This window comes from Rhodococcus sp. PvR044 (assembly GCF_040548995.1).
GTDB lineage: Bacteria > Actinomycetota > Actinomycetes > Mycobacteriales > Mycobacteriaceae > Rhodococcus_G > Rhodococcus_G oryzae.
This window is the reverse complement of the sequence record NZ_JBEPSX010000001.1, coordinates 601,355-627,544: the sequence shown is the minus strand read 5'-3', so window position 1 is coordinate 627,544 and position 26,190 is coordinate 601,355. Positions and strand designations below refer to the sequence as shown.

The 26,190-nt window shown below is 70.0% G+C and carries 3 protein-coding genes; 2 read left to right on the top strand and 1 reads right to left on the bottom strand.

Annotated elements, in window-relative coordinates; all coding sequences use genetic code 11:
• Positions 1-29: 29 nt before the first annotated feature.
• Positions 30-24,365 (bottom strand): non-ribosomal peptide synthase/polyketide synthase, encoded by a 24,336-nt coding sequence (locus ABIC28_RS02665; RefSeq protein WP_354577399.1) that lies wholly within the window; start codon positions 24,363-24,365, stop codon positions 30-32.
• A gap of 459 nt (positions 24,366-24,824) precedes the next feature.
• On the opposite strand from ABIC28_RS02665, the gene ABIC28_RS02660 reads away from it, so the two are divergent.
• Positions 24,825-25,721, top strand: coding sequence for a sulfurtransferase (locus tag ABIC28_RS02660; RefSeq protein WP_097210513.1), 897 nt, complete (start codon positions 24,825-24,827; stop codon positions 25,719-25,721).
• A complete protein-coding gene (locus tag ABIC28_RS02655) occupies positions 25,718-26,131 on the top strand; it encodes a SufE family protein (protein WP_097210512.1) in 414 nt (137 codons plus the stop codon). The genes ABIC28_RS02660 and ABIC28_RS02655 overlap by 4 nt, the downstream gene beginning before the upstream one ends.
• The last annotated feature ends 59 nt before the right edge of the window (positions 26,132-26,190 follow it).

Sequence of the window (26,190 nt, the reverse complement as noted above, 5' to 3'; positions counted from 1 at the left end):
CGACTTCATGTCCCGACCGAGGCCCGTCCCTACCGGACCCGGTTCCCGCCGGTGTGCTCCTTCAGGACGGGTCCGACGACACGCAGTGCGGCTGGCGACGTCATTCCCCAGTGGGTGCTGGCGATGCGATGGTTCTGGACATCGCCACTGACGTACGACTGCCAGCCGGTGGCCGCGAACCGACCCGTGGGGTCGTCCTCGGCAGCGGTGAAGAACAGCAGGTCGCCCTCGAACACTCCGGGCCGGTACGACGCGGTGAGGCCCGCATTGTGCTCGGCAGCCGCGAGCAGGCGCCCGACGACCTCGGCGGCCTGCTCCTCGCTCTGCCCGGTCAGCTGACCGAACATGGCCACCGCCTGGGGCAGGGTGACGTCCGCGACCAGCTGATCACCGGCTCCATCCATTCCCATGCCGCTGAGGACCTCGGCCATGGTCACCGAGCCGTTCGGCGAGGTCGGCAGGGTCTCCGCGGTGAAGCTGTCGAGCATCGCCAGCAGTTCCACCACCTCGCCCTGTTCCTGCAGTTGCACCGCGATCGCATGGCTGATCGTGCCACCGAGGGACCACCCGAGCAGGTGATACGGGCCGGAGGGCTGCACCCGACGGATCTCGCGGAGGTAGAGCTCGGCGACGGCCTCGATCGAACCGGGCAGCTCACCGTCGCCCTGTGCCGCCGGGGTCTGCAGGCCGTAGATCGGACGATCCGCATCGATGTGCTGGGCCATTCCCACGTAGCACCACGCCAGCCCGACGATCGGGTGGACGCAGAACACCGGCGGCTTCGACCCCGCCGCGCGGATCGGGAACAGCATGTCGAAGGCCTGCCCGACGACATCGTCGGCGCCACGCTCGATCTGCCGGGCCAACGCCTCCGGCGTGGCATCGGAGAACAGCCACGGCAGCTGGACCACGGTCTCGAGTTCGGTCCGCAGCCGCCCGACCACCCGCATGCCGATCAGCGAATTGCCACCGAGCTCGAAGAAGTTGTCGTCCAACCCCACTCGCTCCACACCGAGCAGCTCCGCGAACACCGCCGCGACCGCCTGCTCCGTGGCGGACACGGGGGCCCGGTACTCGCGTGCCGCGATCTCCGGAACCGGCAGCGCCCGACGCTCCAGCTTGCCGTTCGCGCTGAGCGGGAACTCGTCGAGCACCATGATCGTCTCCGGGATCATGTACGACGGCAGTGCCGCGGACAGACCCCGGCGAAGCGCCGCGGTGTCGATCTCACCCTCGCCGACCACATAGCCGATCAGCTGCTGGCCCGAGGTCCCCGAGTGCACGACGACCACCGCCGCCCGCACCGACGGGTCCGCCACCAGCGCGGCCTCGATCTCGCCTAGTTCGATCCGCAGACCGCGCAGCTTCACCTGGAAGTCGGTGCGGCCGAGGAATTCCAGCTCGCCGCCGGAGTTCCACCGGACAAGGTCGCCGGTTCGGTACAGGCGCTCGCCGGGACCACCGCACGGATCGGCGACGAACCGTTCCGCGGTCAGGTCCGCCCGGTCGTGATAGCCGCGGGCCAGCTGTGCGCCCGCCAGGTAGAGCTCACCCGGCACGCCAACCGGCACCGGCCTCAGCCGTGAGTCGAGCACATGCGCCCGGGTGTTCCACACCCCGCGACCGATGGGCACCACCGCACCGACGTCGGGCCCGATCCGATGCGCGGTCGAGGTCACGGTGACCTCGGTGGGTCCGTAGGTGTTGTCGAGCACAGCGATGGACCGGGCCGCGAAGCGACGAGCCAGCTCGGCCGGGAGTTCCTCACCACCGGCCAGGACGTAGCGAAGCGACGCAGGCAGCTGCAGCTGCGGATCGGCAAGGAAGACGTCGAGCATCGACGGCACGAACTCCATGATCGTGACCGACTGTTCCTCCGCGACGGCCACCAGGTACTCGGGGTCCCGATGTCCGCCCGGCTTCGCGATCACCGTGCGGGCACCCACCTGCAGGGGCATGAACAGCTCCCACACCGACACGTCGAAGGTGACGGGGGCCTTCTGGAGCACGGTGTCGGACGGACCCAGTGGGTACTGGCCCTGCATCCAGGCGATCTGGTTCACCACCGAACCGTGTGTGACGGTCACGCCCTTCGGTCGACCGGTGGACCCCGACGTGAACATCGCGTACGCGACGTTGGCCGGCCGCAACGGTCGGAGACGATCCGCATCCGTCAACGCGGTGTCGGCGAAGCCGGACAGGTCGAGCCCGTCGATCTCCATCACGTCGACCGAGGCCGGCAGGTCACCGGCGTCCTGTGATCTCGACAGCACCACAACCGGATTCGCGGTCGCCACGACATACTCGGTGCGCTCGTCCGGATGCTCCGGATCGATGGGCAGGTAGCCGCCGCCGGCCTTGAGGATGGCGTACATGGCCACCATCAGGTCGACCGAGCGATACATGCCGAGCCCGACCAGCGTCTCGGGCCCGACACCGATCGAGACCAGGTGGCGCGCCAGCCTGTTCGCCTCGCGGTCGAACTCCCGGTAGGTCAGCTCCTGCTCGCCGAAGATCAGCGCGGTGGCATCGGGCGTGCGTTCGACCTGTGCCTCGAAGGCATCGGCGAGCGTGAGTGCGGGTACGACGACATCGGTCTCGTTCCAGCGTTCCATCTCGGAACGTTCCGTGTCGCTGCGCAGTTCGATCGCGTCGACACTCACCGTGGCGTCCTTGGTGACCGCCTCGAGGATCGCGGTGAACTTCTCCGTGAAGCCGACCACCGTCGACTCGTCGAAGAGGTCACGCGCGTAGTTGAACACCCCCCGGATCCCGGTGCGCCGCGCCTCCTGATCGAACTCGGTCGACAGCGTCACCTGAAGGTCCAGCTTCGCCCCGTCGGGTACCGCGTCGAGCGGGGTGACAGTCAGCCCGGGCAGCGCGACCTCCGCTCGGGCGAAGTTCTGCACCACGAGCAGCACCTGGAACAGCGCCGAGTAGGCGGTCGACCGCCTCGGGTTGAGCACCTCGATCAACTGCTCGACCTGGGTGTCGGCGTGGGCGAAACCGTCGATGTCGTTCGCGCGGACCTCGTCCAGGAAGTCGGTGAACGCGGTCGCGGCCTCGACCCGGTTGCGCAGAACCAACGTGTTGCCGAACATGCCGATCAGGTCGTCGAGGGCCTCCTCACCTCGGCCGGCGACCTGCACTCCGATCACGATGTCGTCGCTGCCGGAGAGCCTCGACAACAGCACCGCGAGTGCGGCGTGGGCCACCATGAAGAAGGTCGAGTTGTGTTCCCGCGCCATGCGGTCGATCCGATCCGCGAGATCCGCCGACAGCACGAAGTCGACGTAGCCGCCGCGGTTCGACGCGACCGCGGGACGCGGCCGATCGGTCGGGAGCTCCAACAGGTCGGGAGCCCCATCGAGGTGCTGTGTCCAGTAGCCGATCTGCTTGGCGGACAAGCTGTTCGGATCGTCCTGATCGCCGAGCAACGCTCGCTGCCACAGTGCATAGTCCGCGTACTGCACCGCCAATGGCGCCCAACCGGGCTCGAGGCCCATGCGTCGCGCCTCGTAGGCGACGAGTATGTCCCTCGACATGGGCGCCATGGACCCACCGTCGCTGGAGATGTGGTGCAGGACGATGGCGAGCACGAACTCGTCCTCGTCGAGCTGGAACAGGCCGGCCCGCAACGGGACCGCCGCGGCGACGTCGAACCCGCCGCCGACGATCCCGATCAGCCGAGACCACATCTGATCCTCGTCGATGCGCTCCGGCTCGAGCGGCGGCACCACGTCGGCAGCGGGCAGGATCACCTGCTGCGGTCCCTCCGCCGAGTCCGGGAAGACCGTGCGCAGCGCCTCGTGACGCTCCACCACGTCGGCGATGGCCGCGCGCAGCGCCGCGGTGTCCAGCGCGCCGCTCAGGCGCACCACGAGGGGGATGTTGAACGCGGGCGAACTGGTGTCGAACTGGTTGAAGAACCACATCCGCTGCTGTGCATGTGACAGCGGGATACGTTCCGGCCGAGGACCCGCAACCAGCGCGGGGCGCCCGCCCTCGCCTGCGTGACGCTCCACCGCAACTGCGAGCGCGCCGACCGTCGACGCCTCGAAGAGCACTCGAACCGGCACCTGCGCGTCCAGCGCAGCACCCAACCGCGAGATCACCTGGGTGGCGATCAGCGAGTTGCCACCGAGGGCGAAGAAGTCGTCGTCGACGCCGACGCGTTCGACCCCGAGCACATCGGCGAACACGCCCGCCACGATCTCCTCGATCGGCGTCGACGGCGCCCGGTATGCGACGGCCTCGAAGGCAGGCACCGGCAGCGCCTTTCGGTCGAGCTTGCCGTTGACCGTCACCGGCAGCGCGTCGAGGACCACCAACTGGGCCGGCACCATGTACGCCGGCATCGATCCCGACAGCTGGGTGCGCAGTTCCTGCGGGTCGAGTGCGATCTCCTGGTCGGCGACGACGTAGCCGAGCAGACGCTGTCCGGTGTGCGGGTCCTCGTGCACCGTCACCACGGCCTGCGCCACCCCGGCGCAGGCCAGGAGGGCGGACTCGATCTCGCCGAGCTCGATCCGCAGACCGCGAAGCTTGACCTGCGAATCGGCGCGGCCCATGAAGTCGAGCTCGCCGTCGGACGTCCAGCGCACCAGGTCGCCGGTCGCGTACATCCGCGTACCTGCCTCGCCGAACGGGTTGGCCACGAACTTGCCCGCGGTGAGCTCGGCGCGGTCGTGGTAGCCGCGCGCCAGCCCGGCGCCGGAGGTATAGAGCTCACCGACCACGCCGATCGGCACCGGCCGCAGCCGAGTGTCGAGGACCACCGCACCGACGCCGCCGATCGGCGCGCCGATGGTGATCGGGTCACCGGCGGCCAACGCCCCCGTCAGCGTGACGACGATGGTGGTCTCGGTCGGGCCGTAACCGTTGAAGAACCGTCGTCCCGGCGCCAGCCGCGCGACCAGCTCCGGCGGGCAGACGTCGCCGCCGACGCCCACCATCTCCAGGTCGGGCAGATCCTCGGCGCGCATGGTCCCCATCGCGGCGGGCGCGCTCATCAGGTGGCTGACCCGCTGCTCGCGCACCAGCCCCGCGAGTTCGTCACCACCGACGACCTCCGGCGGCGCCACCACCATCGTGGCGCCTGCGCTGAAGGAGGTCAGCATCTCGAACATCGAGGCGTCGAAGCTGGCCGAGGCCAGGCGCAGCACCCGCGACTTGGCGGTGATGACCATCTCCGGGTGGGCGTCCGCGGAGAATGCGGACAGCCCGGTGTGGGTGACCACCACGCCCTTCGGCAGGCCGGTGGAACCCGAGGTGTAGATCATGTACGCGCCGTTGCCCGCGGACAGCGGCGCCGTCCGGTCGCGGTCGGTGACCGGGGCGGACGAGAGCCCGTCGGCCGTCGCGCCGTCGAGCTCGAGCCAGTCGGTGGTGCCCGGCAGATCCTCGCGGACCCCGGCGACCGTCAGCCCCAGGACCGCGGCGGAATCGGTGAGGATGTGCTCGATCCGTGCGAGCGGCAGCGCCGGGTCCACCGGCACGAACGCGGCCCCGCTCTTGGCGACCGCCCACATCGCGACCACCGACTCGAGCGACCGCGGGAACGCCAACGCCACGAACGTCTCCGGCCCGATACCCCGCGAGATCAACAGCCGCGCAATACGGTTCGACGTCGCATCGAGCTCCGCATAGGTCATCTCGGTGCCACTCGCGGCCAGCGCGACCTTCTGCGGGTCCACTGCCGCGCCGGCGGCGAGCATCTCCGGCAGCAGTCGCGCCTGCAGCGGTCGTGCGAGCGCGCGCTGCGCCAGGGTCGCCCGCTCGCCCTCGTCGAGCAGGTCCAGCTCGCCGACCACCACGGCCGGTTCGGCCACGATCGATCCCAGCAAGCGCACCAGGCGCTCGACGAAGACTCGTGCCGTGCACTCGTCGAACAGGTCCGCCGCGTAGGTGAGCGAACCGGCCAGGCCGTCCGCGCTCTCCCGGAAGGTCAGCTCGAGGTCCATCTTCGCGACCGCGGCGTCCGCCTCGAGCGGCGACACCTCGATGCCCGGCAGCTCGAACGAGGCCAACCCCTGGTTCTGCAGCGACAGGGCCACCTGGGCCAGCGGCGGGTGCGCCTGCGATCGAGGCGGGTTCACCACCTCCACGACCCGCTCGAACGGCACGTCGGCATTGCCGAACGCGGCCAGGTCCACCGCGCGGGTGCGCGCCAGCAACTCGGCGAAGGTCAGGGTCGGGTCGACCTGCGTGCGCAGCACCAGGGTGTTGACGAACATGCCGACCACGTCGTCGAGCTCGGCATCACCCCGACCGGCGATCGGGCTGCCAATGGTGATGTCGGTGGACCCGCTCAGGCGGGCCAGCTGCACCGTCAGTGCCGCGTGCAGCACCATGAACAGCGTGGACTGACGCTCCCGAGCCAGCTCCGTCAGCTGCCCCAGCAGCTCCGCGTCGATTGTAAAGTCGGTACGCGCGCCGCGCATCGACGCCACCGGCGGCCGCGGGCGGTCCGTCGGCAGTTCCAGGAGTGCGGGCACCCCTGCCAGCTGCTCGACCCAGTAGCCGAGCTGGACTGCCGCAGGCGACTCCGGGTCGTCCTCCGACCCGAGCACCTCGTGCTGCCACAGCGCGAAGTCCGCGTACTGCACCGTCAGGGGCGCCCACGTCGGGGCCTGACCCTCGGTCCGCGCCAGGTACGCCACCATCAGATCCCGCGCCAACGGCCCCGCCGAGAATCCGTCGGACGAGATGTGGTGCACCACGAACGCGAAGACATGCTCCGTCTCCGAAACGCGGAACAGGCTTGCCCGCAACGGGATCTCCGCAGACACGTCGAAGCCCCGCAGCGCGAAACCGGTGAACGCGGCCATCAAGCCGTCCGCAGACACCGCCACCTCGTCCAGCTCCAACCGGACGTCGTCGATGCCGACGACCACCTGGGACGGGCCGTCCGCCGAGTTCGGGAACACCGTCCGCAGCGACTCGTGCCGCTCGACAACGTCACCGACGGCCGCCCGCAGGGCCGCGACGTCCAGCTCGCCCGACAGCCGCACCGCGACCGGAATGTTGTAGGCAGGCGAGGCGGTGTCGAACTGGTTGATGAACCACATCCGGGACTGCGCGGGCGAGAGCGGGATCCGCTCCGGCCGGGGGCCCGCCACCAGCGCGGGGCGCCCACCGGAGCCCGCGTGCTGTTCGAGGGCCACGGCGAGGGCCGCTACCGACGACGCCTCGAAGAGCACGCGGACCGGAACCTGGGCATCCAACTCCGCGCCCAGCCGCGAAACCACCTGTGTGGCGATCAGCGAGTTGCCACCCAACTCGAAGAAGTCGTCGTCTGCGCCGACCCGCTCCACGCCGAGCACATCCGCGAACACCCCGGCCACGATCTCCTCGATCGGCGTCGACGGCGCCCGGAAGGCCCGCACCTCGAACACCGGGGCCGGTAGCGCCGTCCGATCCACCTTGCCGTTGGCACTCAACGGAATCCGATCGAGCACCGTCACCGACGAGGGCACCATGTACGCGGGCAACCGCGTCGCCAGCGCCGACCTCAGGTCGTCTGCCGAGACGGTCTCACCCGGCACCGCCACCACATAGCCCACCAGCCGGTCACCGAGGTGTCGGTCGTGGTGCAGTACGACCACAGCCTGTCCGACCGAGCCGTGTTCGACCAGCGCGGCCTCGATCTCTCCGAGCTCGATCCTCTGACCGCGCAACTTCACCTGGAAGTCCGACCGCCCGATGTACTCCAGGTTGCCGTCACCGTTCCACCGCACCAGGTCACCGGTGCGGTACATCCGGGAACCGTTGTCCCCGAAGGGGTTGGCCACGAACCGGTCCGCCGTCAACCCGAACCGGCCACCGTAGCCGCGACCCACGCCGATGCCGCCGACGTAGAGTTCGCCCTCCACACCGGTCGGGACCGGCTGCATCCGCCGGTCCAGCACGAACAGGTCGATGTTCGCGATCGGGGATCCGATCGGTACGCCGGAGCCGTCGGAGACCGCCGCGTCGAACGCGGAGACCACGTCCGAGGCCTCGGTCGGTCCGTAGCTGTTGACCACCCGCAGACCGGAATTCATCAGCGTCTCGAACTTGCCGATCCGGATCGCCTCGCCACCGAGGAAGACCACCTCAAGGGCGGACAGGATCCCGTCGGCGTCGGTGTCGACGACCGCCTCGAACGCGCTTGGCGACATGTTCGCCACCCTGACACCCGACCCGACCGCGGCGCCGGCCTCGACAATCCGCAGGATGTCCCGCGCGTCGAAGCCGTCGGCGGCGAGATGGATCGCGCGCCCCTCCGTCAGCGCCGCCCACACGTTCTTCTGCGTCAGGTCGAAGCTCGGCGAGGAGGCGATCAACAGTCCACCGACGGCGGGCAGTTCACGTCGGTACCAGGCCAGGGTGTTCTCAATGCCTGCCATCGGCACCAGCGTCGGCTTCGGCTTGCCCGTCGACCCGGATGTCGAGATGACGTAGCCCAGCCGCAGCCCCGCCGCGGGCTCACGCCACCGGTCGACAGGACGCGCGGAAACCTCACCGGCCCCTACGAACTCGTCCATTGCGACGACCGGGATCGGCAGGTCCCTGGCCGACGCACTCACCACGCACCGCGCACCGGTGTCGTCGAGGATCGACTCGATCCGATCCGCCGGGTACGTCGGATCGATCGGCGCGTAGGCCGCACCGGCCTTCCACGCCGCCAGCATCGCGACGACCCACTCCACCGACCGCGGCAGCACCAGCGCCACCACATCGTCGACGCCGACACCCAGCCGGACCAGTTCGGCCGACAACGCCGTCGATCGTGTGTCGAGCTCCGCGTAGGTCACCGATTCGTCACCGGCCGCCACCGCGACCGCGTCGGGGAACCGGTCCACCCGGTCACCGAACAGCGACACCGGAGACGTCACCGACACCGCCGAGCGCCTGCCCCGCGACCACCCGAGCACGCGGGCGCTCTCGACCTCGTCGAGAATCTTGACGTCGCCGACGGCGACGGACATGTCGGCCGCCATCGCGGACAGGATCCGCTGAAGCATCTCGGCGAACGACGCGACCGTCGACTCGTCGAAAAGATCTGTCGCGTACTCGAACTCGGCCTGCATTCCCCCGCCCGCCGCGTCAACCTCAGACATCGTCAGCTGCAGGTCGACCTTCGCTGCCGCTGCGTCGTAGTCGACTCCCGAGATCGTCAGTCCCGGCAGCTCGAACGAGGCCTCCGCGAAGTTCTGGAACACCAGCATCACCTGGAACAACGGGTGACGGGCCTGCGAGCGAGCCGGGTTGAGCACCTCGACCAGCCGCTCGAACGGTACATCGGCATGCCCGAAGGCCTGCAGATCCGACTCCCGGGCGCGCACGAGCAGCGCTGCGAGGGACTCGGACTGGTCCAGCTCCGTCCGCAACACCAGCGTGTTGACGAACATGCCGACGAGGTCGTCGAGGGCCGCGTCGCCGCGACCCGCCACCGGGGTGCCGACAGCGATGTCGTCCGTACCGGACAGACGCGAGAGCAGGACCGCCAAGGCCGCGTGCACGACCATGAACAGCGTGACGTGGTTCTCCCGCGCCACCCGGTTCAGCCCGCGCTGCAGGTCGGCATCGAGCGAGAAGCGATGCCGCGCACCACGGTACGAGGCGACACTCGGCCGAGGCCGGTCACCCGGGAGGTTCAGCTGGTCCGGCAGACCCTCCAGCGCGTCCCGCCAGTGGGTGAGCTGACCGGCGATCAGGGACGTCGGATCGTCTTCGGAGCCGAGGACCTCACGCTGCCACAGAGCGAAGTCCGCGTACTGCACGGCCAGCGGTGCCCAGCCCGGTGCCTGTCCGCGACTGCGGGCCTCGTAGGCGACCATGACGTCGCGGGCCAGCGGCCCGACGGAGAACCCGTCGGCCGCGATGTGGTGCACGACGACGACGAGAACGTGCTCGGCGTCGGAGAGCTCGAACAGCCGCGCCCGCACCGGAGCGCCGGTCGTGACGTCGAATCCGGCCGAGGCCACCTCGGTCAGTGCCGGGATCAGCGTGTCCGGGGTGAGCGGGAGGCCGACAATGTCGATTCCGGCCTCGGAGGAGGTCAGGATCCGCTGCCGTGGGCCGTCGTCCGAGCCGGGGAAGACTGTCCGCAGGGACTCGTGCCGCTCGAGCACGTCAGCCAACGCGGCCCGCAGCGCATCGACGTCCAACTCGCCCGACAGACGCAGCGCGATCGGCACGTTGTACGCCGACGACTGCGGATCGAACCGGTTGAGGAACCACATTCGTTGCTGCGCAAGCGACAACGGGATTCGCTCCGGGCGCGGAGCCGCGACCAGCGCCGTGCGTCCGCCCGCACCGGCGTGCCGCTCGACGGCCACCGCCAGTGCCGCCACCGACGACGCCTCGAACAGGAGGCGTACCGGAACCCGGGCATCCAGCGCCGCACCCAACCGCGAAACCACCTGCGTGGCGATCAGCGAGTTGCCACCCAACTCGAAGAAGTCGTCGTCTGCGCCGACCCGCTCCACGCCGAGCACATCCGCGAACACCCCGGCCACGATCCCCTCGATCGGCGTCGACGGCGCCCGGAAGGCCCGCACCTCCAACTCCGGCACAGGCAAGGACTTCCGGTCCAACTTGCCCACCACCGTGCGCGGGAGCTCGTCGAGCACCACCACCTGCGCAGGCACCATGTACGTCGGCAGCACAGCGGACAGCCCATCGCGCAACACCTGCGGTTCGAGCGCCGAATCCGCCTCACCCACCACGTAACCGAGCAACCGCTGTCCGGTGTGCGGGTCCTCGTGCACCATCACGACCGCCTGCGCCACTCCGTCGCAGCCGGCCAGTGCCGCCTCGATCTCGCCGAGCTCGATCCGCAACCCGCGGAGCTTGACCTGCGAATCCGCACGCCCCACGAAGTCCAGTTGGCCGTCTACGGTCCAGCGAACCAGGTCGCCAGTCGCATACATCCGACTCCCAGGGGCGCCGAACGGATTCGCCAAGAACCGGCTCGCCGTCAGCGCGGAACTGCCGTGGTAACCCCGCGCCAGCCCGGCACCCGACAGGTACAGCTCTCCCACCACCCCGAGAGGGACCGGCCGCAGCCGCGCATCGAGCACCGCGGCGCCCGCTCCCCCGATGGGTGCACCGATGGTGATCCGGTCGTCCACCGACAGCGGCGCCGTCAAGGTGATGACGATGGAGGTCTCCGTCGGACCATAGCCGTTGAAGAACCGGCGCCCCGGCGCCAACCGCTCCACCAACTCCGGCGGGCACACGTCACCGCCGACACCCACCATCTCGAGATCCGGCAGGTCCTCGCCGCGCATGGTTCCCAACGCCGCGGGCGCGCTCATCAGATGGCTCACCCGCTCGTCCCGCAACAGCACCGCGAGCTCGTCGCCACCCATGACCTCCGGCGGCGCCACCACCATGGTGGCGCCGGTGCTGAACGCGGACAGCATCTCGAACAGCGACGCGTCGAAGCTCGCCGACGACAGTCGCAGCACGCGCGACGCGGCCGTGATCGCCAGCTCCGGACGTGCCTCGGCCATGAACGTCGCGAGACCGGTGTGGGTCACCACCACGCCCTTCGGCGTGCCCGTCGACCCTGACGTGTAGATCATGTACGCGGCGGTGTTCGCGGACACCTGCGCCGTCCGGTCCCGATCCGAGACCGGGCCGTCCGGCAGCCCCTCGGCCACCTCGCCGTCCAACTCGAGCCACTCGACGAGGCCGGGCAGCCCATCACGGACCCGGGTCATCGTCAGCCCCAGCACCGCACCGGAATCGGTCAACATGTGCTCGATCCGCGCGTCCGGCAGCGCAGGATCCACCGGCACGAACGCGGCCCCGGTCTTGACGACCGCCCACATCGCGACCACCGACTCCACCGTCCGCGGGAACGCCAACGCCACAAACGTCTCCGGCCCCACACCCCGCGAGATCAAAAGCCGGGCAAGACGATTGGACGACCCGTCCAACTCCGCATAGGACATCTCGGTGCCGCTCGCGGTCAGCGCGACCGCCGCCGGGTCGACGGCCGCTCCGAAGCCGAGGATCTCCGGCAGCAGCCGCACCGGCAGCGGCGCCGCGATCGCGCGCTCCGCGAGCACCGACCGCTCCCGAGGGTCGAGCAGATCGGCCTCGCCGACCAGGACCGACGGGTCGGCCGAGACCGCACCCAGCACCCGCACCAAGCGGTCGACGAACCGCTGGGCGGTGCCGCCGTCGAACAGGTCCGCCGCGTAGATGAGCGAGCCCGACATGCCCGCCTCGCTCTCGCGGAAGGTCAACTCGAGATCGGTCTTCGCGAGGTCGGTCTCCTGGTCGAGCATCGTCACGCGGACGTCCGGCAGCTCGAGCGAGCCGACGCCCTGACTCTGCAGCGACAGCGCCACCTGGAACAACGGCGAATACGCCTGCGAGCGAGGCGGGTTGGCGACCTCGACGACGCGTTCGAACGGCACGTCTGCGTGCCCGAACGCGGCCAGGTCGACCCCGCGGGTCTGGGCCAGCAGGTCCGCGAAAGTCGCGGTCGGATCGACCTCGGTGCGCAGCACCAGGGTGTTGACGAACATCCCGACCACGTCGTCCAGCGCCGCCTCGCCGCGGCCGGCGATCGGGCTGCCGACGGTGATGTCGGTGGAGCCGCTGAGCCGAGCGAGCTGGAGCGAGAGCGCCGCGTGCAGGACCATGAACAGGGTCACGCGGTGCTCGAGCGCGAGCCCACGCAGACGATCGGTCAACTCGGCGTCGACGACGAAGTCGACGCGGGCACCGCGATAGGAGGCGACCGCAGGCCGGGGTCGGTCGGCGGGCAGGTCGAGCACGGCAGGCACGCCTGCCAGTCGCTCGGCCCAGTAGGCGAGCTGGACCGATGCCAGCGAGTCCATGCGGTCCTCGGACCCGAGTACCTCACGCTGCCACAGCGCGTAGTCCGCGTACTGGACCGCCAGTGGCGCCCAGGCCGGGCACTCGCCGCGGGTCCGGGCCGCATAGGCGGTGACCAGGTCGCGGGCCAGCGGCAGCGTCGAGAATCCGTCGGCGCTGATGTGGTGGACCACGAGCACCAACACGTAGTCGCCTGCGTCGAGGCGGAAGAGGCCGCCGCGCAGCGGGATGGCGGCGGTGACGTCGAATCCACCGGAGACGAGCTCGACGATCGCCGTCCGTAGCGCGTCCTCGCCGTCGACGTCGACGGGACTGAGGTCGACGGGCATCTCGGTCGCCGGCAGGATCCGCTGTTGCGGACCGTCAGCGGAATCCGGGAACACCGTGCGGAGGGATTCGTGCCGGTCGATCACGTCGTGCACGGCGGCGGCGAGCGCGGCGGCGTCCAACTCGCCGGTCAGGCGCATCGCCAGCGGGATGTTGTAGACCGCGGACGTGGGGTCGAATCGGTTGAGGAACCACATCCGCTGCTGTGCCAGCGACAGCGGGATCCGGTCCGGCCGGGTCCCGGCCACGAGCGGGATCCGGTCCGCGGCCTCGTGTGTGTCCACCAGGGCGGCGAGGCCTGCCACGGTCGAGCTACCGAAGATCTCCCGAACCCGCAGGCCGGTGCCCGCGGTGGCGTTGAGCCGCGCGACAACCTGGGTGGCGCTGAGCGAGTTGCCGCCGAGCGCGAAGAAGTCGTCGTCCGCGCCGACCCGCTCGCTCCCGAGCACCTCGGCGAAGATGTCGGCCACCACCTGCTCGGTGGCCGTGCGCGGCGGCAGGTACTCGCGCACCTCGAACACCGGCGCAGGCAATGCCTTCCGATCCAGCTTGCCACCCGGTGTCAACGGCACCGCCTCGAGCACCGTCACCGATGCCGGCACCATGTACTCCGGCAACCGATCGCGCACGAAGCTCGTCAACGCGGAGGTCTCCACCGGGGCGCCTGCCCGCGGCAACACATACGCGACCAGCGACCGGCCACCGGCCGGGCCGTCGAACCCGACCGTCGCCGCGAAATCGACGTCCGGATGAGCGGACAGCACGGCGTCGATCTCACCCAACTCGATCCGGTGGCCACGGATCTTCACCTGGGCATCGGTCCGTCCGAGGTACTCGAGCGTCCCCTCCCGAGACCACCGCACCAGGTCACCGGTCCGGTACAGCCGCGACCCCGCGCCTCCGAACGGGTTGGCCACGAACCGCTCCGCGGTCAGCGGCAGCCGCGCGTGGTAGCCGCGTGCCAGCCCGGCTCCCGACAGATAGAGCTCTCCCGCGACGCCGACCGGCACCGGGTGAAGCCGGGCGTCGAGCACCACGACGTCGGTGCCAACGACGGGACCGCCAAGCACCACCGGCCGACCCGCGACCATCGGGTCCGAGTGCACCGCGACAACCGTCGACTCGGTCGGCCCGTATGCGTTGAACATCCGTCGGCCCGGCGCCCACCGCTCGACCAGTGAGGCCTCGCAGGCGTCACCGCCGACGACGACGACCTCGAGCTGCTCGAGCCCGGCCGGATCGACCGTCGCCAAGGCCGCGGGGGTCACGAACGCGTGTGTCACCCGCTGCTCGCGCAGCAGGTCGGCGAGGGCTTCGCCGCCGTAGACGTGCGTCGGCGCCACCACCATCGTGGCCGCGCCGCCCGCCGCCATCATCAGTTCCAGGATCGACGCGTCGAAGCTCGGCGACGCGAAGTGCAGGGTCCGCGAATCGGTCCGCACCCCGTACCGGTCGCGCTGGTCGTCCACGAACGCACCGAGACCGGCGTGGCTCACCACCACGCCCTTCGGGACACCCGTCGACCCGGACGTGTAGATCACGTAGGCCGGGTTCTCCGGCCGCACCACGCCCGACAGCTCGCCGCCGGTGACCGCCGCCGAGCTCCGGTCCGCGACCCGAGCCGCAGCACTGGCGTCGTCGAGCACCAACCAGTGCACCGAGTCTCCCAGCGCGGGCCGGTTCTGCCCGACGGTCACACCGACCCGCGCGCCGGAGTCGGAGAGCATGTGCTCGATCCGGTCGGCCGGATACGTCGGATCCACCGGCAGGAATGCGGCACCCGTCTTCGCCACCGCCCACACCGCGGTGACGGACTCGACGGACCGTTCCAGGGCCACGGCCACGCAGGACTCGGGCCCGGCGCCCATGCCGATCAGCTCACGCGCGAGACGATTCGAGCGCACATCCAGCTCGGCGTAGGACAGAGCTGTCCCCTCGAACACGATCGCGTCCCCGCCCGGGTTGCGGTCCGCCGCCTCCGCCAGCAGCGCCGCCAGGGTCACCCCCGGCCGCTCGGACCGCGACGGCGCGCCGCCCAGCGATCGCAACGCCGTCCGTTCGGACTCGTCGAGAATCTCGACGTCACCGACGGCTCCGTCGGGCCGTTCCACCGCAGCGGCCAGGATCCGCAGGAAGCGCGCCGCGAACTCGAGCACGGTGGCCTCGTCGAACAGGTCACTCGCATAGACGAACTCGGCTGCGGCGCCCTCCCCGTCAACCAGCTCGCCGACCGTCAGCTGCAGGTCGAACTTCGCGACCCCGAAGTCGAGGGGTTCACGGTGGATCTGCAGTCCGGGCAGGGCGAAACCGTCGACCTGCAGGTCCTCGAACGCCAGCACCACCTGGAACAGCGGGTGGTACGCGGTGGATCGGGCCGGGGCCACCACCTCGACCAGTCGCTCGAACGGCACGTCCGCCTGTCCGAACGCGGCGAGGTCGACATCCCGGATCTCACGGAGCAGTTCGTCGAAGGGCAGCGCGCCGTCGACCTCGGAGCGCAGCACCAGCGTGTTGACGAACATGCCCACGACGTCGTCGAGCGCCGACTCGCCGCGGCCGGCGACCGGGGTGCCGATCGCGATGTCGGTGGACTCGCTCAGCCTGGCCAGCAGAACCGCGAGCGCGGCGTGCAGCACCATGAACGGCGTCGCGTTGGCGCGGCGGGCGAGCTCGCGGACGCCGTGGTAGACGTCGGCGTCGATGCTGAACGGCACTCCGGCGCCGCGGTAGGTCGGGGTCGCCGGACGCCGGTGGTCGTGGGGCAGGGCCAGCAGGTCCGGCAGACCCGCCAACTGCTGCGACCAGTACCCGAGCTGCCGCGCGGCCAGCGACTGCGGGTCTGACTCCGATCCGAGGATCTCCTGCTTCCACAGCGCGTAGTCGGCGTACTGGACCGGCAGCGGCTCCCATCCGGGCGCCGTGCCGTGCGCGCGAGCACTGAACGCGGACATGACATCACGCGCCAACGCCTGCATCGACCACCCGTCGATGCTGATGTGGTGCACGACCATCGACAGGACGTGCTCGTCACCGGCCACCCGGAACAGGCGCAGCCGGATCGGCAGTTCGGTGGTGACGTCGAAGCCGCCCGCGACCTCCTCGCGGAGTCGGTCCGCGAGCTCGGCCGGCGCCATCGCCGCGACCGGCAGGTCGACCGCGACCTCGCCGACCGCCAGGATCTGCTGGCTTGGACCGTCGACCGAGTCGGGGTAGCGGGTGCGCAGGGACTCGTGCCGGCCCGTCACGTCCGCGACCGCGTCCCGCAACGCCGCGACGTCGAGGGTGCCGCTCAGCCGCAGTGCCACGGCGACGTTGTAGGCGCCGGAGCTGGTGTCGAACTGGTTGAGGAACCACATCCGGGACTGCGCCGGCGAGAGCGGGACCCGGTCCGGACGGACCGCCGGCACCAGGGGCGGCCGCACGCCGGCGCCGTTGGCGTCGTCGAGCCGGGCAGCCAGTGCCCCGACCGTCGGCGACTCGAACAGATCCCGCACGCTCACCCGCACACCCAGCTCCGAGTCGAGCCGTGCGAGCAGACGGGTGGCGAGCAACGAGTTGCCGCCGAGGTCGAAGAAGTTGTCGGACGCGCCGACCTGAGGCTTCCCGAGCAACTCCGCACTGATCCGCGCGACCACGATCTCGGTGGCGGTGGCGGGGGCGACGAATTCTGCGCCCGTGAACTCGGGTTCCGGCAGCGCCTTCCGATCGAGCTTGCCGTTCGCGTTCAGCGGAAACGCGTCGAGGACGATGAGGACCGAGGGCACCATGTACGCCGGCACGTCGCGCCCGACGGACTCGAGCAACGCCGCGCGGTCGATCTCCGCGCCGGCCGCCGGCACCACGTATCCGGCGAGGAACTCGCCGCCGGCGCCGCCGCGCAGCAGCACCGCGGCCTGGCCGACCGAGTCGTCACGCGTGAGCGCCGACTCGATCTCGCCCAGCTCGATGCGTTGGCCGCGCAGCTTCACCTGGAAGTCGGTGCGCCCCAGGTACTCCAACTCACCCTGAGAGTTCCACCGGGCCAGGTCGCCGGTCCGGTACATCCGCGCGCCCGGGCGGCCGAAGGGGTCCGCCACGAAACGGTCCGCCGTCAGGTCCGGCCTCTGGACGTACCCGCGCGCCAGCTGGACGCCCGCGAGGTAGAGCTCTCCCGCGGCACCGACCGGGAGCGGACGCAGCCTGGCGTCCAGCACGTAGGTCTGGGTGTTCCACACCGGTGCGCCGATCGGGACGACCGGCTCCGCTCGGTGCGTCTCGTGGAAGGTGACGTCGACCGACGCCTCGGTCGGGCCGTACAGGTTGTGTAGCCGCGCCCGGCTGCGCCGGTGGAACTCGGCGACCGCGCTGGGCGGGAGCGCCTCGCCGCTGGCGAACACGTGGCGCAGGGACTCACACCGGGACAGGTCGGCGTCGGCGAGGAACAGTTCGAGCATCGACGGCACGAAGTGCAGCGTCGTGATCCGCTGGTCGTGGATCACCGCCTCGAGGTACCGCGGGTCGCGGTGGCCGTCGGGTTCCGCGATGACCATGCGGGCGCCGGTCTGCAACGGCCAGAACAGCTCCCACACCGAAACGTCGAAGGTGACCGGCGTCTTCTGCAGCACCGCGTCGTCGCCGCCGAGCGGGTACCTGCTCTGCATCCACAGCAGTCGGTTCACGATGCCGGCGTGCGGGACCGCGACGCCCTTGGGCCGCCCGGTCGAGCCGGACGTGTAGATCACGTAGGCGGTGTTGTGACCGCGCAACTGCGCCCGCTCGGACTCCTGCAGCGGGGCATCGCCCTGGCCGGACAGGTCCATGGTGTCCACCGCCACCGTCGTCGCGGCGTCGGGCATGGCGGCGGCGTCGGCCGAGGTGGTCAGCACCAGCACCGGCCGGGCCTGGGACAGCACGTAGTCCGTCCGCTCGGCGGGCTGGTCGGGATCGATCGGCACGTACGCGCCGCCCGCGGCGAGGACCGCGTAGATGCTCACCATCAGGTCGACGGACCGTCGCATCGACACCGCGACGAACGACTCCGGCCCCACCCCGGCGGCGAGCAGGTACCGCGCCAGTCGATTGACCCGGCGGTCGAATTCGCGGTACGAGACGCACTCGTCCCCGGCCACCAACGCGACCGCGTCCGGGGTCGAGGCGACCTGCGCGGCGAACAGGTCGACCAGGGTGGCCGGGGCCACTGGGTGGTCGGTGTCGTTCCACTCCGCGACCACGAGGTCCCGCTCGCCCGGGGCGAGGATGTCGATCTCCTCGACCGCGAGACCGGGCTGCGCCGCCATCGTGTCCAAGATGCGGATCAGCCGGGAAGCCAACAGCGTCACGGCATCCCGATCAAAGGATTGCGGGCTGTACCGCAGGTTCAGTCGCAGCCGCGGGTCGAGGATCGACATCAGCGTCAGCGGGAAGTGCGTCGCGTCGTGTGCGTCGAGGTCGAGCACCCGCATTCCGCCGATGTCGGTGTTCTCGTCGAATCCGGACTTGTCGACCGGATACGACTCGAACACCGTCAAGGTGTCGAAGAGCTCCCCCAGACCGACCGCAGCCTGGATGTCACCGAGTCCGACGTGATGGTGATCGAGCAGGTCCGCCTGGTCGGCCTGCAGCCGGGACAGGAAGTCCGAGACCGACTCGTCCTGGTCGACGCGGACGCGGACGGGCACGGTGTTGATGAACAGGCCCAGCATGGACTCGACGCCTGCCAGCTGCGGCGGGCGTCCGGATACGGTGGCGCCGAAGGTGACGTCGTCGCGGGAGAGCAGCCGGGCAAGCAGCAGCCCCCACGCCGCCTGGATCACCGTGTTCACGGTCACCCCGAGCTCGCGGGCCATCCGGCCGATCCCGTCCTCCAGCCCGGCGGGCAGATCGACGACCAACTCCTCGGGCAGCGGTCCCTGCTCCCCCGGCAGCCGGGCAGGCGCGAGCAGGGTCGGTTCGGTGACGCCGTCGAGTGCGCGACCCCAGGCCGCGTGTGCGGCCGCGGTGTCACAATCGGCCAGCCAGGCGAGGTACTCGCGATAGGAGCGCGGCCGGGCCAGGCCCGCGATGTCGGCGCCCGCGGCATAGGAGATCAACAGTTCCCGCACCAGCAGCGGCATCGACCAACCGTCGAGCAGGATGTGGTGATTGGTGATGGCGAGCACGTACCGCTCGGGCGCCGTGCGCACCAACAGGATCCGTAGCAGCGGCGGGCTGTCCATCGGGAACCGAGCGGTCCGCTCGTCGTCCAGTAGCTTCTCCAGGCGCACGTCCCGCTCGTGCTCGGGCAGCGCCCGGACGTCCACCTCCCGCCACGGCAGGTCGACGCGCTCGACCACGATCTGCACGGCGGAACCGTCCTCCGCGTAGCCGAACGCGGTACGCAGATTCTCGTGGCGCCGAACCAGATCCGTTGCGGCGGAACGCAACCTGCTCGAATCGACGACCCCCGCCAGGTTGAGCCTCAGCTGCGCGGTGTACACGTCCACCGTCTGCTCCGACAGCTCGGCGTGGAAGAGCAGGCCACGCTGCAGCGGCGAGAGCGGCCACACGTCGGACAGCAGCGGGTACCGGCTCTCCCACCGCTCGATCTCGGCCTGACCCACCCGGACCAGCGGGAAGTCCGAGGGCGTGAACCCGCCCGCGGCGGGCAGCTCGGCGCGCGCCGCAAGCCCCACCAGTGCACGCTGCCAGAGTCCGGCGAGCTCGGCGACGTCGTCGGCGGTCAGCAGTCCGGTCGGGAAGGCGAAGGTCGCCGAGAGCCGCGGCCCGTCGACTCCGTCGTCGACCACCGCGTTGACGTCCACCACCGCCCCGACGGTCAGATCGGAACCGCTGGCGGCGTTGAGGTCCGGTGCGTCCGGGTCCGGGATCCACCCGAGACCCCGCATCGACTCGGGCACCTGGGCCGCGCCGGTGCGTCCGAGATAGTTGAAACTGACCTGAGGCACGCGCAACGACGCGAGCACCGGAGAGGTCGCGTCGTCGAGGTACCGCAGCACGCCGAATCCGACACCGCGATTCGGAACCGCGTGTAGTTGCTCCTTGACGGCCTTCATCACTGCGCCCGCCGCGGTGCCCCCGTCCACGGCGTCGGCGAGATCGACCCCGGTCAGGTCCAATCGCACCGGGAACAGGCTGGTGAACCAACCCACCGTCCTCGACAGGTCCGCACCGGCGACGGCCTCGTCCTCGCGGCCGTGACCCTCGAGGTTGAGCAGGAGCGAGGGCAACTCGAGCCCGCGATCGCGGCGCCATGCCGACACCGCCACGGCGAGTGCGGAGATCAGCCCCTCGCTGACTCCGCACCGGAAGGCAGCAGGCAGGGTGGTCAGCAGGGATTCGGTGACGGCGGTGGTCAGCTCCACCCGCACCCGGCCCGCGGTCTCCACCGTGTCCAGATCCGGGTCGAGGTCCCTGGTGCCGAGCGCCGGGTCCGGACCCGAGAGAACACCCGTCCAGTAGTCCATTTCGCCGGCGAACGTCTTCGCGGCGGCGGAATCGGCGACGCCGTGGGCCCACCTACGCAGCGAGGTCCCGATCGGCGTGAGTTCCGGCGTGGCGCCAGCGGAAGCCTGCATCCACGCCTGCGCGAGGTCGGGGACGATGGTGCGCCACGACACCCCGTCGACGACGAGGTGGTGGGCGACTATCAGGAGCCGGTCCGCCGATTCCGTTGTCAGCCATACGAACTGGATCATGATTCCGCCGGCGGGGTCGAGTCGGCCCGCGGCCGTCTCGCACTCCTCGAGCAGGGCTTCGGTCATGCCGGCCTGGGTCACGGTGACAGTGCGCAGCAGCCGTTCCGGGTCGAGCGAGTCGGCCCTGGTCTCGAAGACCCAGCCATCTCCGTCGGGCAGGAACCGCGCGCGCAGCGCGTCGTGACGATCGGTCAGCGCGGCGACGGCGGCGGTCAGCGAGGCGTGGTCGATGCCGTCGGGCAGGGTGAGGGCGATCGCCTGGAAGAACGTGCCCGGTCCTCCGCGGTCGAGCATCGAGTGCACGATCGGCGTCAGCGGCACCGCTCCGATGCCCCCGCCCGCGAGCTCCTCGAGCGCAGTGTTCTCCGCGCCCTCTGCCTGGACTGCGATCTTCGCGATCTCGACGATTGTCTTGCGCTCGAAGACGTCCCGCGCCGAGAACCGCAGTCCACGTGCCTTGGCCCGCGCGACGAGCTGGATGGCGATGATGCTGTCGCCGCCGACCGCGAAGAAGGACTCGTCGACACCGATGCGCTGGACGCCGAGCAGCTCCGAGACCACCTCCGCGATCAGCTTCTCGGCCTCGGTGACCGGTTCGCGGTACTCCGCCGTGGCGGTGCCGAACACGGGGATGGGCAACGCGCGCCGATCCAGTTTGCCGGCGGTGGTCAGCGGGACGTGGTCGATCACCATCACCGCGGACGGCAGCATGTGACCGGGCAGGAACTCCCCGGCGCGGGTGATGACAGCGGCCGGATCCACCGCGTGACCGGTCCGGGGACGTACGTAGGACACCAGCGCGATCGCGCCGTTGCTGCGCTCGTGCGCGATGGTGACCGCGAAGTCGATCCCGTCCTGCGACGTCAACGCGGCGTCGATCTCGCCGAGCTCGATCCGGAATCCGCGGATCTTGACCTGGTGGTCGGCGCGTCCGACGAACATCAGCTCGTGATCGGGAGTCCACCTGACCTCGTCGCCGGTCCGGTACATCCGAGAACCGGGCTCCGCGAAGGGATTCGCGACGAAACGGTCGGAGGTCAGCCCCCGCCGGTCGTGGTATCCGCGGGCGAGCGCGGGGCCGGCCAGGTACAGCTCACCAATGGCCCCCACCGGCACCGGGCGGAGCAGGCGATCGAGCACAAGGGCGCTCGCACCCTGGATCGGCGCACCGATGGTGATCCGATCGTCCACCGAGAGCGGGCGGCCGGTCGTGATGACGATCGTCGTCTCGGTCGGCCCATAGCTGTTGGTGAACCTGCAGACGTCGGCGAACTTCCCGACCAGGTCCGGGGTGCAGACGTCGCCACCCACGACCACCGCCTGCAGGTCGACGAGACCCTTCGGGTCGACCGACCCGAGCACGGTCGGCGCCGAGATGATGTGGGTGACCCGCTCCGATCGCAGCAGGTCCACGAGGTCCTCGCCGCCGTACACCTCGGGCGGGGCGACCACCATCGTCGCGCCTGCGGTGAAGGCCTGCAGCATCTCGAAGACCGAGGCGTCGAAGCTGGCGGACGAGAAACGCAGCACCCGGGAGGCCGAGGTGATCCCCAGCTCCTGGCGCGCCGCAGCCGCGAAGTTGACCAGACCGGCGTGGGTGACCACCACGCCCTTGGGCAGCCCCGTCGATCCCGAGGTGTAGATGACGAACGCCGGGTTTCCGGTGCGCAGCGGACGTCGCCGGTCCGCGTCGGTGACGGGATCCGTCGGCAGCACCGAGTACCGGGCGGTCGTCTCCTCGTCGTCCGTGATCAGCCAGTCGACCGAGGACGGCAACACACCCCGCTGCGCCGCCGTGGTGAGCCCGACCAGGACGCCGGAGTCGGTGACCATGTGCAACTTGCGATCGACGGGCAGTTCCGGGTCGATGGGCAGGAAGGCCGCACCGGACTTCGCCACGGCCCACACGGCCACCAGCGCCTCGACCGACCGGGCGAAGGAGAGGGCCACGAACGACTCCGGGCCGACGCCGCTGTCGATCAGCAGCCGAGCGAGCTGGTTGGACCGGGTATCGAGTTCGCGGTAGCTGACCCGATCCTCGCCTGCGACGATCGCGAGGCCGTCCGGATTTGCCGTCGCACCGTCCGCGAACAGGTCCGGCAGGAGTCGGGCATCGGAGGCCGCGGGCCCACGCAGCGGCACCAACTCCGCGCGCTCGTCGTCGTGCAGCACGTCCAGATCGGACACCAGCGCGGCACGATCGGCCGCGGCGAACTGCGTGAGGTACTCCAGGAACCGCGCGTGGTGCCCATCCAGGTCCTCGGCGGTGTACAGGTTCGGGTTCGCCTCGAAGTCGATGTGGGGCCGGCTCCCGGCGACGCTCGGATAGATGTTGACGGACAGGTCCTCGACCGGCCCGGTGGTCAGGACCCGCATCTGCCCGGTCAGGGTGCCAAGGCGGATCTCGCTGTGGAACATCATGATGTTGATCGCGGGACCGAAGAATCCACGCTGTCCCGCACCCGAGCCGAGTCCGCGCCGGATGTCCTCGTGGCGATAGCGCTGGTGGCGCAGCGCCCCGGTCAATTCCAACTGCACCTGGGAGACGAGGTCCGAGACGGTCGTCTCGTTGCCGACCTGCACCCGCAGCGGGATCACGTTGGAGACCATGCCGCCGGATCGGCGCATCCGGGCGGTCGTCCGTGCCGACACGGGCAGGCTCAGCGCGACATCGCTCTCGCCGGTCAGCCGGGAGAGGAAGGCCGCGACCGCGGCGATGGCGGTCGGGGTGAACTGGGAGTCCTGTCCCTCCATGGCCGCCTCGGTCGCAGCGGCCATCGGCCCTCCGGCCACCAGCGAGAAGGCGCCGACCGCCGCGGTGCTGGCGGCGAGGCTGATCGGCTCGGGCAGGTCCCGGGTCCGCTCTGTCCAGTACTCGCGGTCCTTGGCGAACCGGGTGGACTCCCGGTAGCGAGCCTCGTCCTCGCAGATCTCACGGACGGGACTGGCGGTGAGCTCGGCGGCGGGCCTGCCCTCGGCGGTCGCCGTGTACAGCTCGGCCACGCGGTTCATGTACGTCATCGCGCCGAATCCGTCGAGCACGATGTGGTGGATGCGGGCGTACCAGTAGTAGTGGTCGTCCCCGAGCCGAAGGACGGCGGATTCGATCAACCGGTCCGTGAGCAGGTCGATCGGAGCGCTGTACTCGGCACGCATCCAGTCCTCGGCCGCCTGGGCCGGATCGGCCGCGGACCGCAGGTCGATGACCTTCATCTGGTCGTTGAGCGTCGCGTCGACGACCTGGGCGGGATCACCCTCGTGTTCGACGATCCGCAGCATGCCGGTGCCCATCTCCCGCGAACCAAGGGCCCCCGCGGCCCGCAGGGTCTCGACGTCGAGGTCACCGACCACCTCGACACACTGGGCGATCGTGATCGGCACATCCGGCAGCAGGTGCTGCGCGAACCAGATCCCGCGCTGCGCAGCCGACAGCGGGAACGCTTCGGCACTGCGGTCCGCATCCAGCTGCGGATGCGAGTGGCGGGGATCGGACTCACGGACAGCGTCGCGTGCAGGAACCACGGGTAGAACCTCTCGAGATGATTGCTAAGCCCGAAGAGACTCGGCGATTAGGCAAGTGTCCAGTTGATGGGGCGATGCGTGGGCAATGTGTGGTTTGCGGCGGGGTCCTTCAGTGCCGATGGCGAGTGCTGGGCACGCGAATTACGCACGCGGATCGGCGCGTGTCTGTGCGGGAGACTACGAGACACCGCGGGCATCGCGCATGCGAATGGTCCAATTGTCCGACAAATTACAAGGGAGCCCCCGGATCGATTCGACATCGAATCGATGCAGGTCAACGTGCCACAAGGCGGCTAACGACGATTCCCCTACCGGCGTTGTCCGGAGTCCGAAACCGCGAACTATACACTTCATCCCGCGCGAGGCCCGCGCCGATCGACGTCGGCGCGGGCGGCACACCCGGCGCCGTCAGCTTAGAATCGACGGCGACCCATTTGCCGCCTCGTCAGGAGATCCCCAGTGCCCGTAGCGCCCGACCCGAACCCCTCCTTCGCGGCGTACGCCCATCCCGAACGACTGGTCACCTCCGAATGGTTGGGCGCTCACATCGGCGCACCGGGCGTCAAGATCGTGGAGTCGGACGAGGACGTGCTGCTCTACGACGTGGGCCACATCCCGGGCGCGGTGAAGATCGACTGGCACCTCGACCTCAACGATCCGGTGACCCGCGACTACATCGATGGCGAGGCCTTCGCGGACCTGATGAGCCGCAAGGGCATCAGCCGCGATGACACCGTCGTGATCTACGGCGACAAGAGCAACTGGTGGGCCGCCTACGCGCTGTGGGTGTTCACCCTCTTCGGCCACGAGGACGTGCGACTGCTGGACGGCGGCCGGGACGCGTGGATCGCGGAGGACCGGGGCACCACGCTCGACGTGCCGGAGAACCCTCGCACCGACTACCCGGTGGTCGAGCGCGACGATGCCGCCATCCGCGCCTTCAAGGACGACGTCCTCGGGCACCTGGGCAAGGGACCGCTGATCGACGTCCGCTCGCCCCAGGAGTACACCGGCGAGCGCACCCACATGCCCGACTACCCGGAGGAGGGCGCCCTCCGCGGCGGCCACATCCCGACCGCGGCGTCGATCCCGTGGGCAAAGGCCGCGGCGCCGGACAGCCGGTTCCGCTCCCGCACGGAGCTGGAAGAGATCTACGCCGCCTACGCGCCGACCGACGACGTGGTCGCGTACTGCCGTATCGGCGAGCGGTCGAGCCACACCTGGTTCGTGCTCACCCACCTGCTCGGCTTCGACAAGGTGCGCAACTACGACGGTTCCTGGACCGAGTGGGGCAACGCGGTGCGGGTCCCGATCGCCAAGGGTGAGGAGCCCGGAGAGGTCCCGGCGACCGCATGAGCCTGCCCGAACCGCTCGCCGAGATCGTCGACGACTTCGCCGCCGTCGACGGTCAGCAGAAGCTGCAGTTGTTGCTCGAGTTCAGCCGCGAACTCCCCGATCTGCCCGCCGAGCTCGAGCAGGCGGCGATGGAACCGGTCCCCGAGTGCCAGTCGCCGCTGTTCCTCTCGGTCGACGCCGCCGACAGGGAGCACGTGCGGTTGTACTTCAGCGCCCCACCCGAGGCGCCGACGACAAGAGGCTTCGCGTCGATCCTGCACCAGGGCCTCGACGGCCAGAGCGCCAAGGCAATTCTCGATGTCCCCGCCGACTTCTATTCGGCGCTTGGCCTCGCGGAGGCGGTGAGCCCGCTCCGGCTACGCGGGATGTCCGCGATGCTGACGCGCATCAAGCGACACCTCACGGACTGATCGAGACCTGCACACCGACCCGCCCGCCGGTAGACTCCCGGACGGGCGGGTCAGTGTTG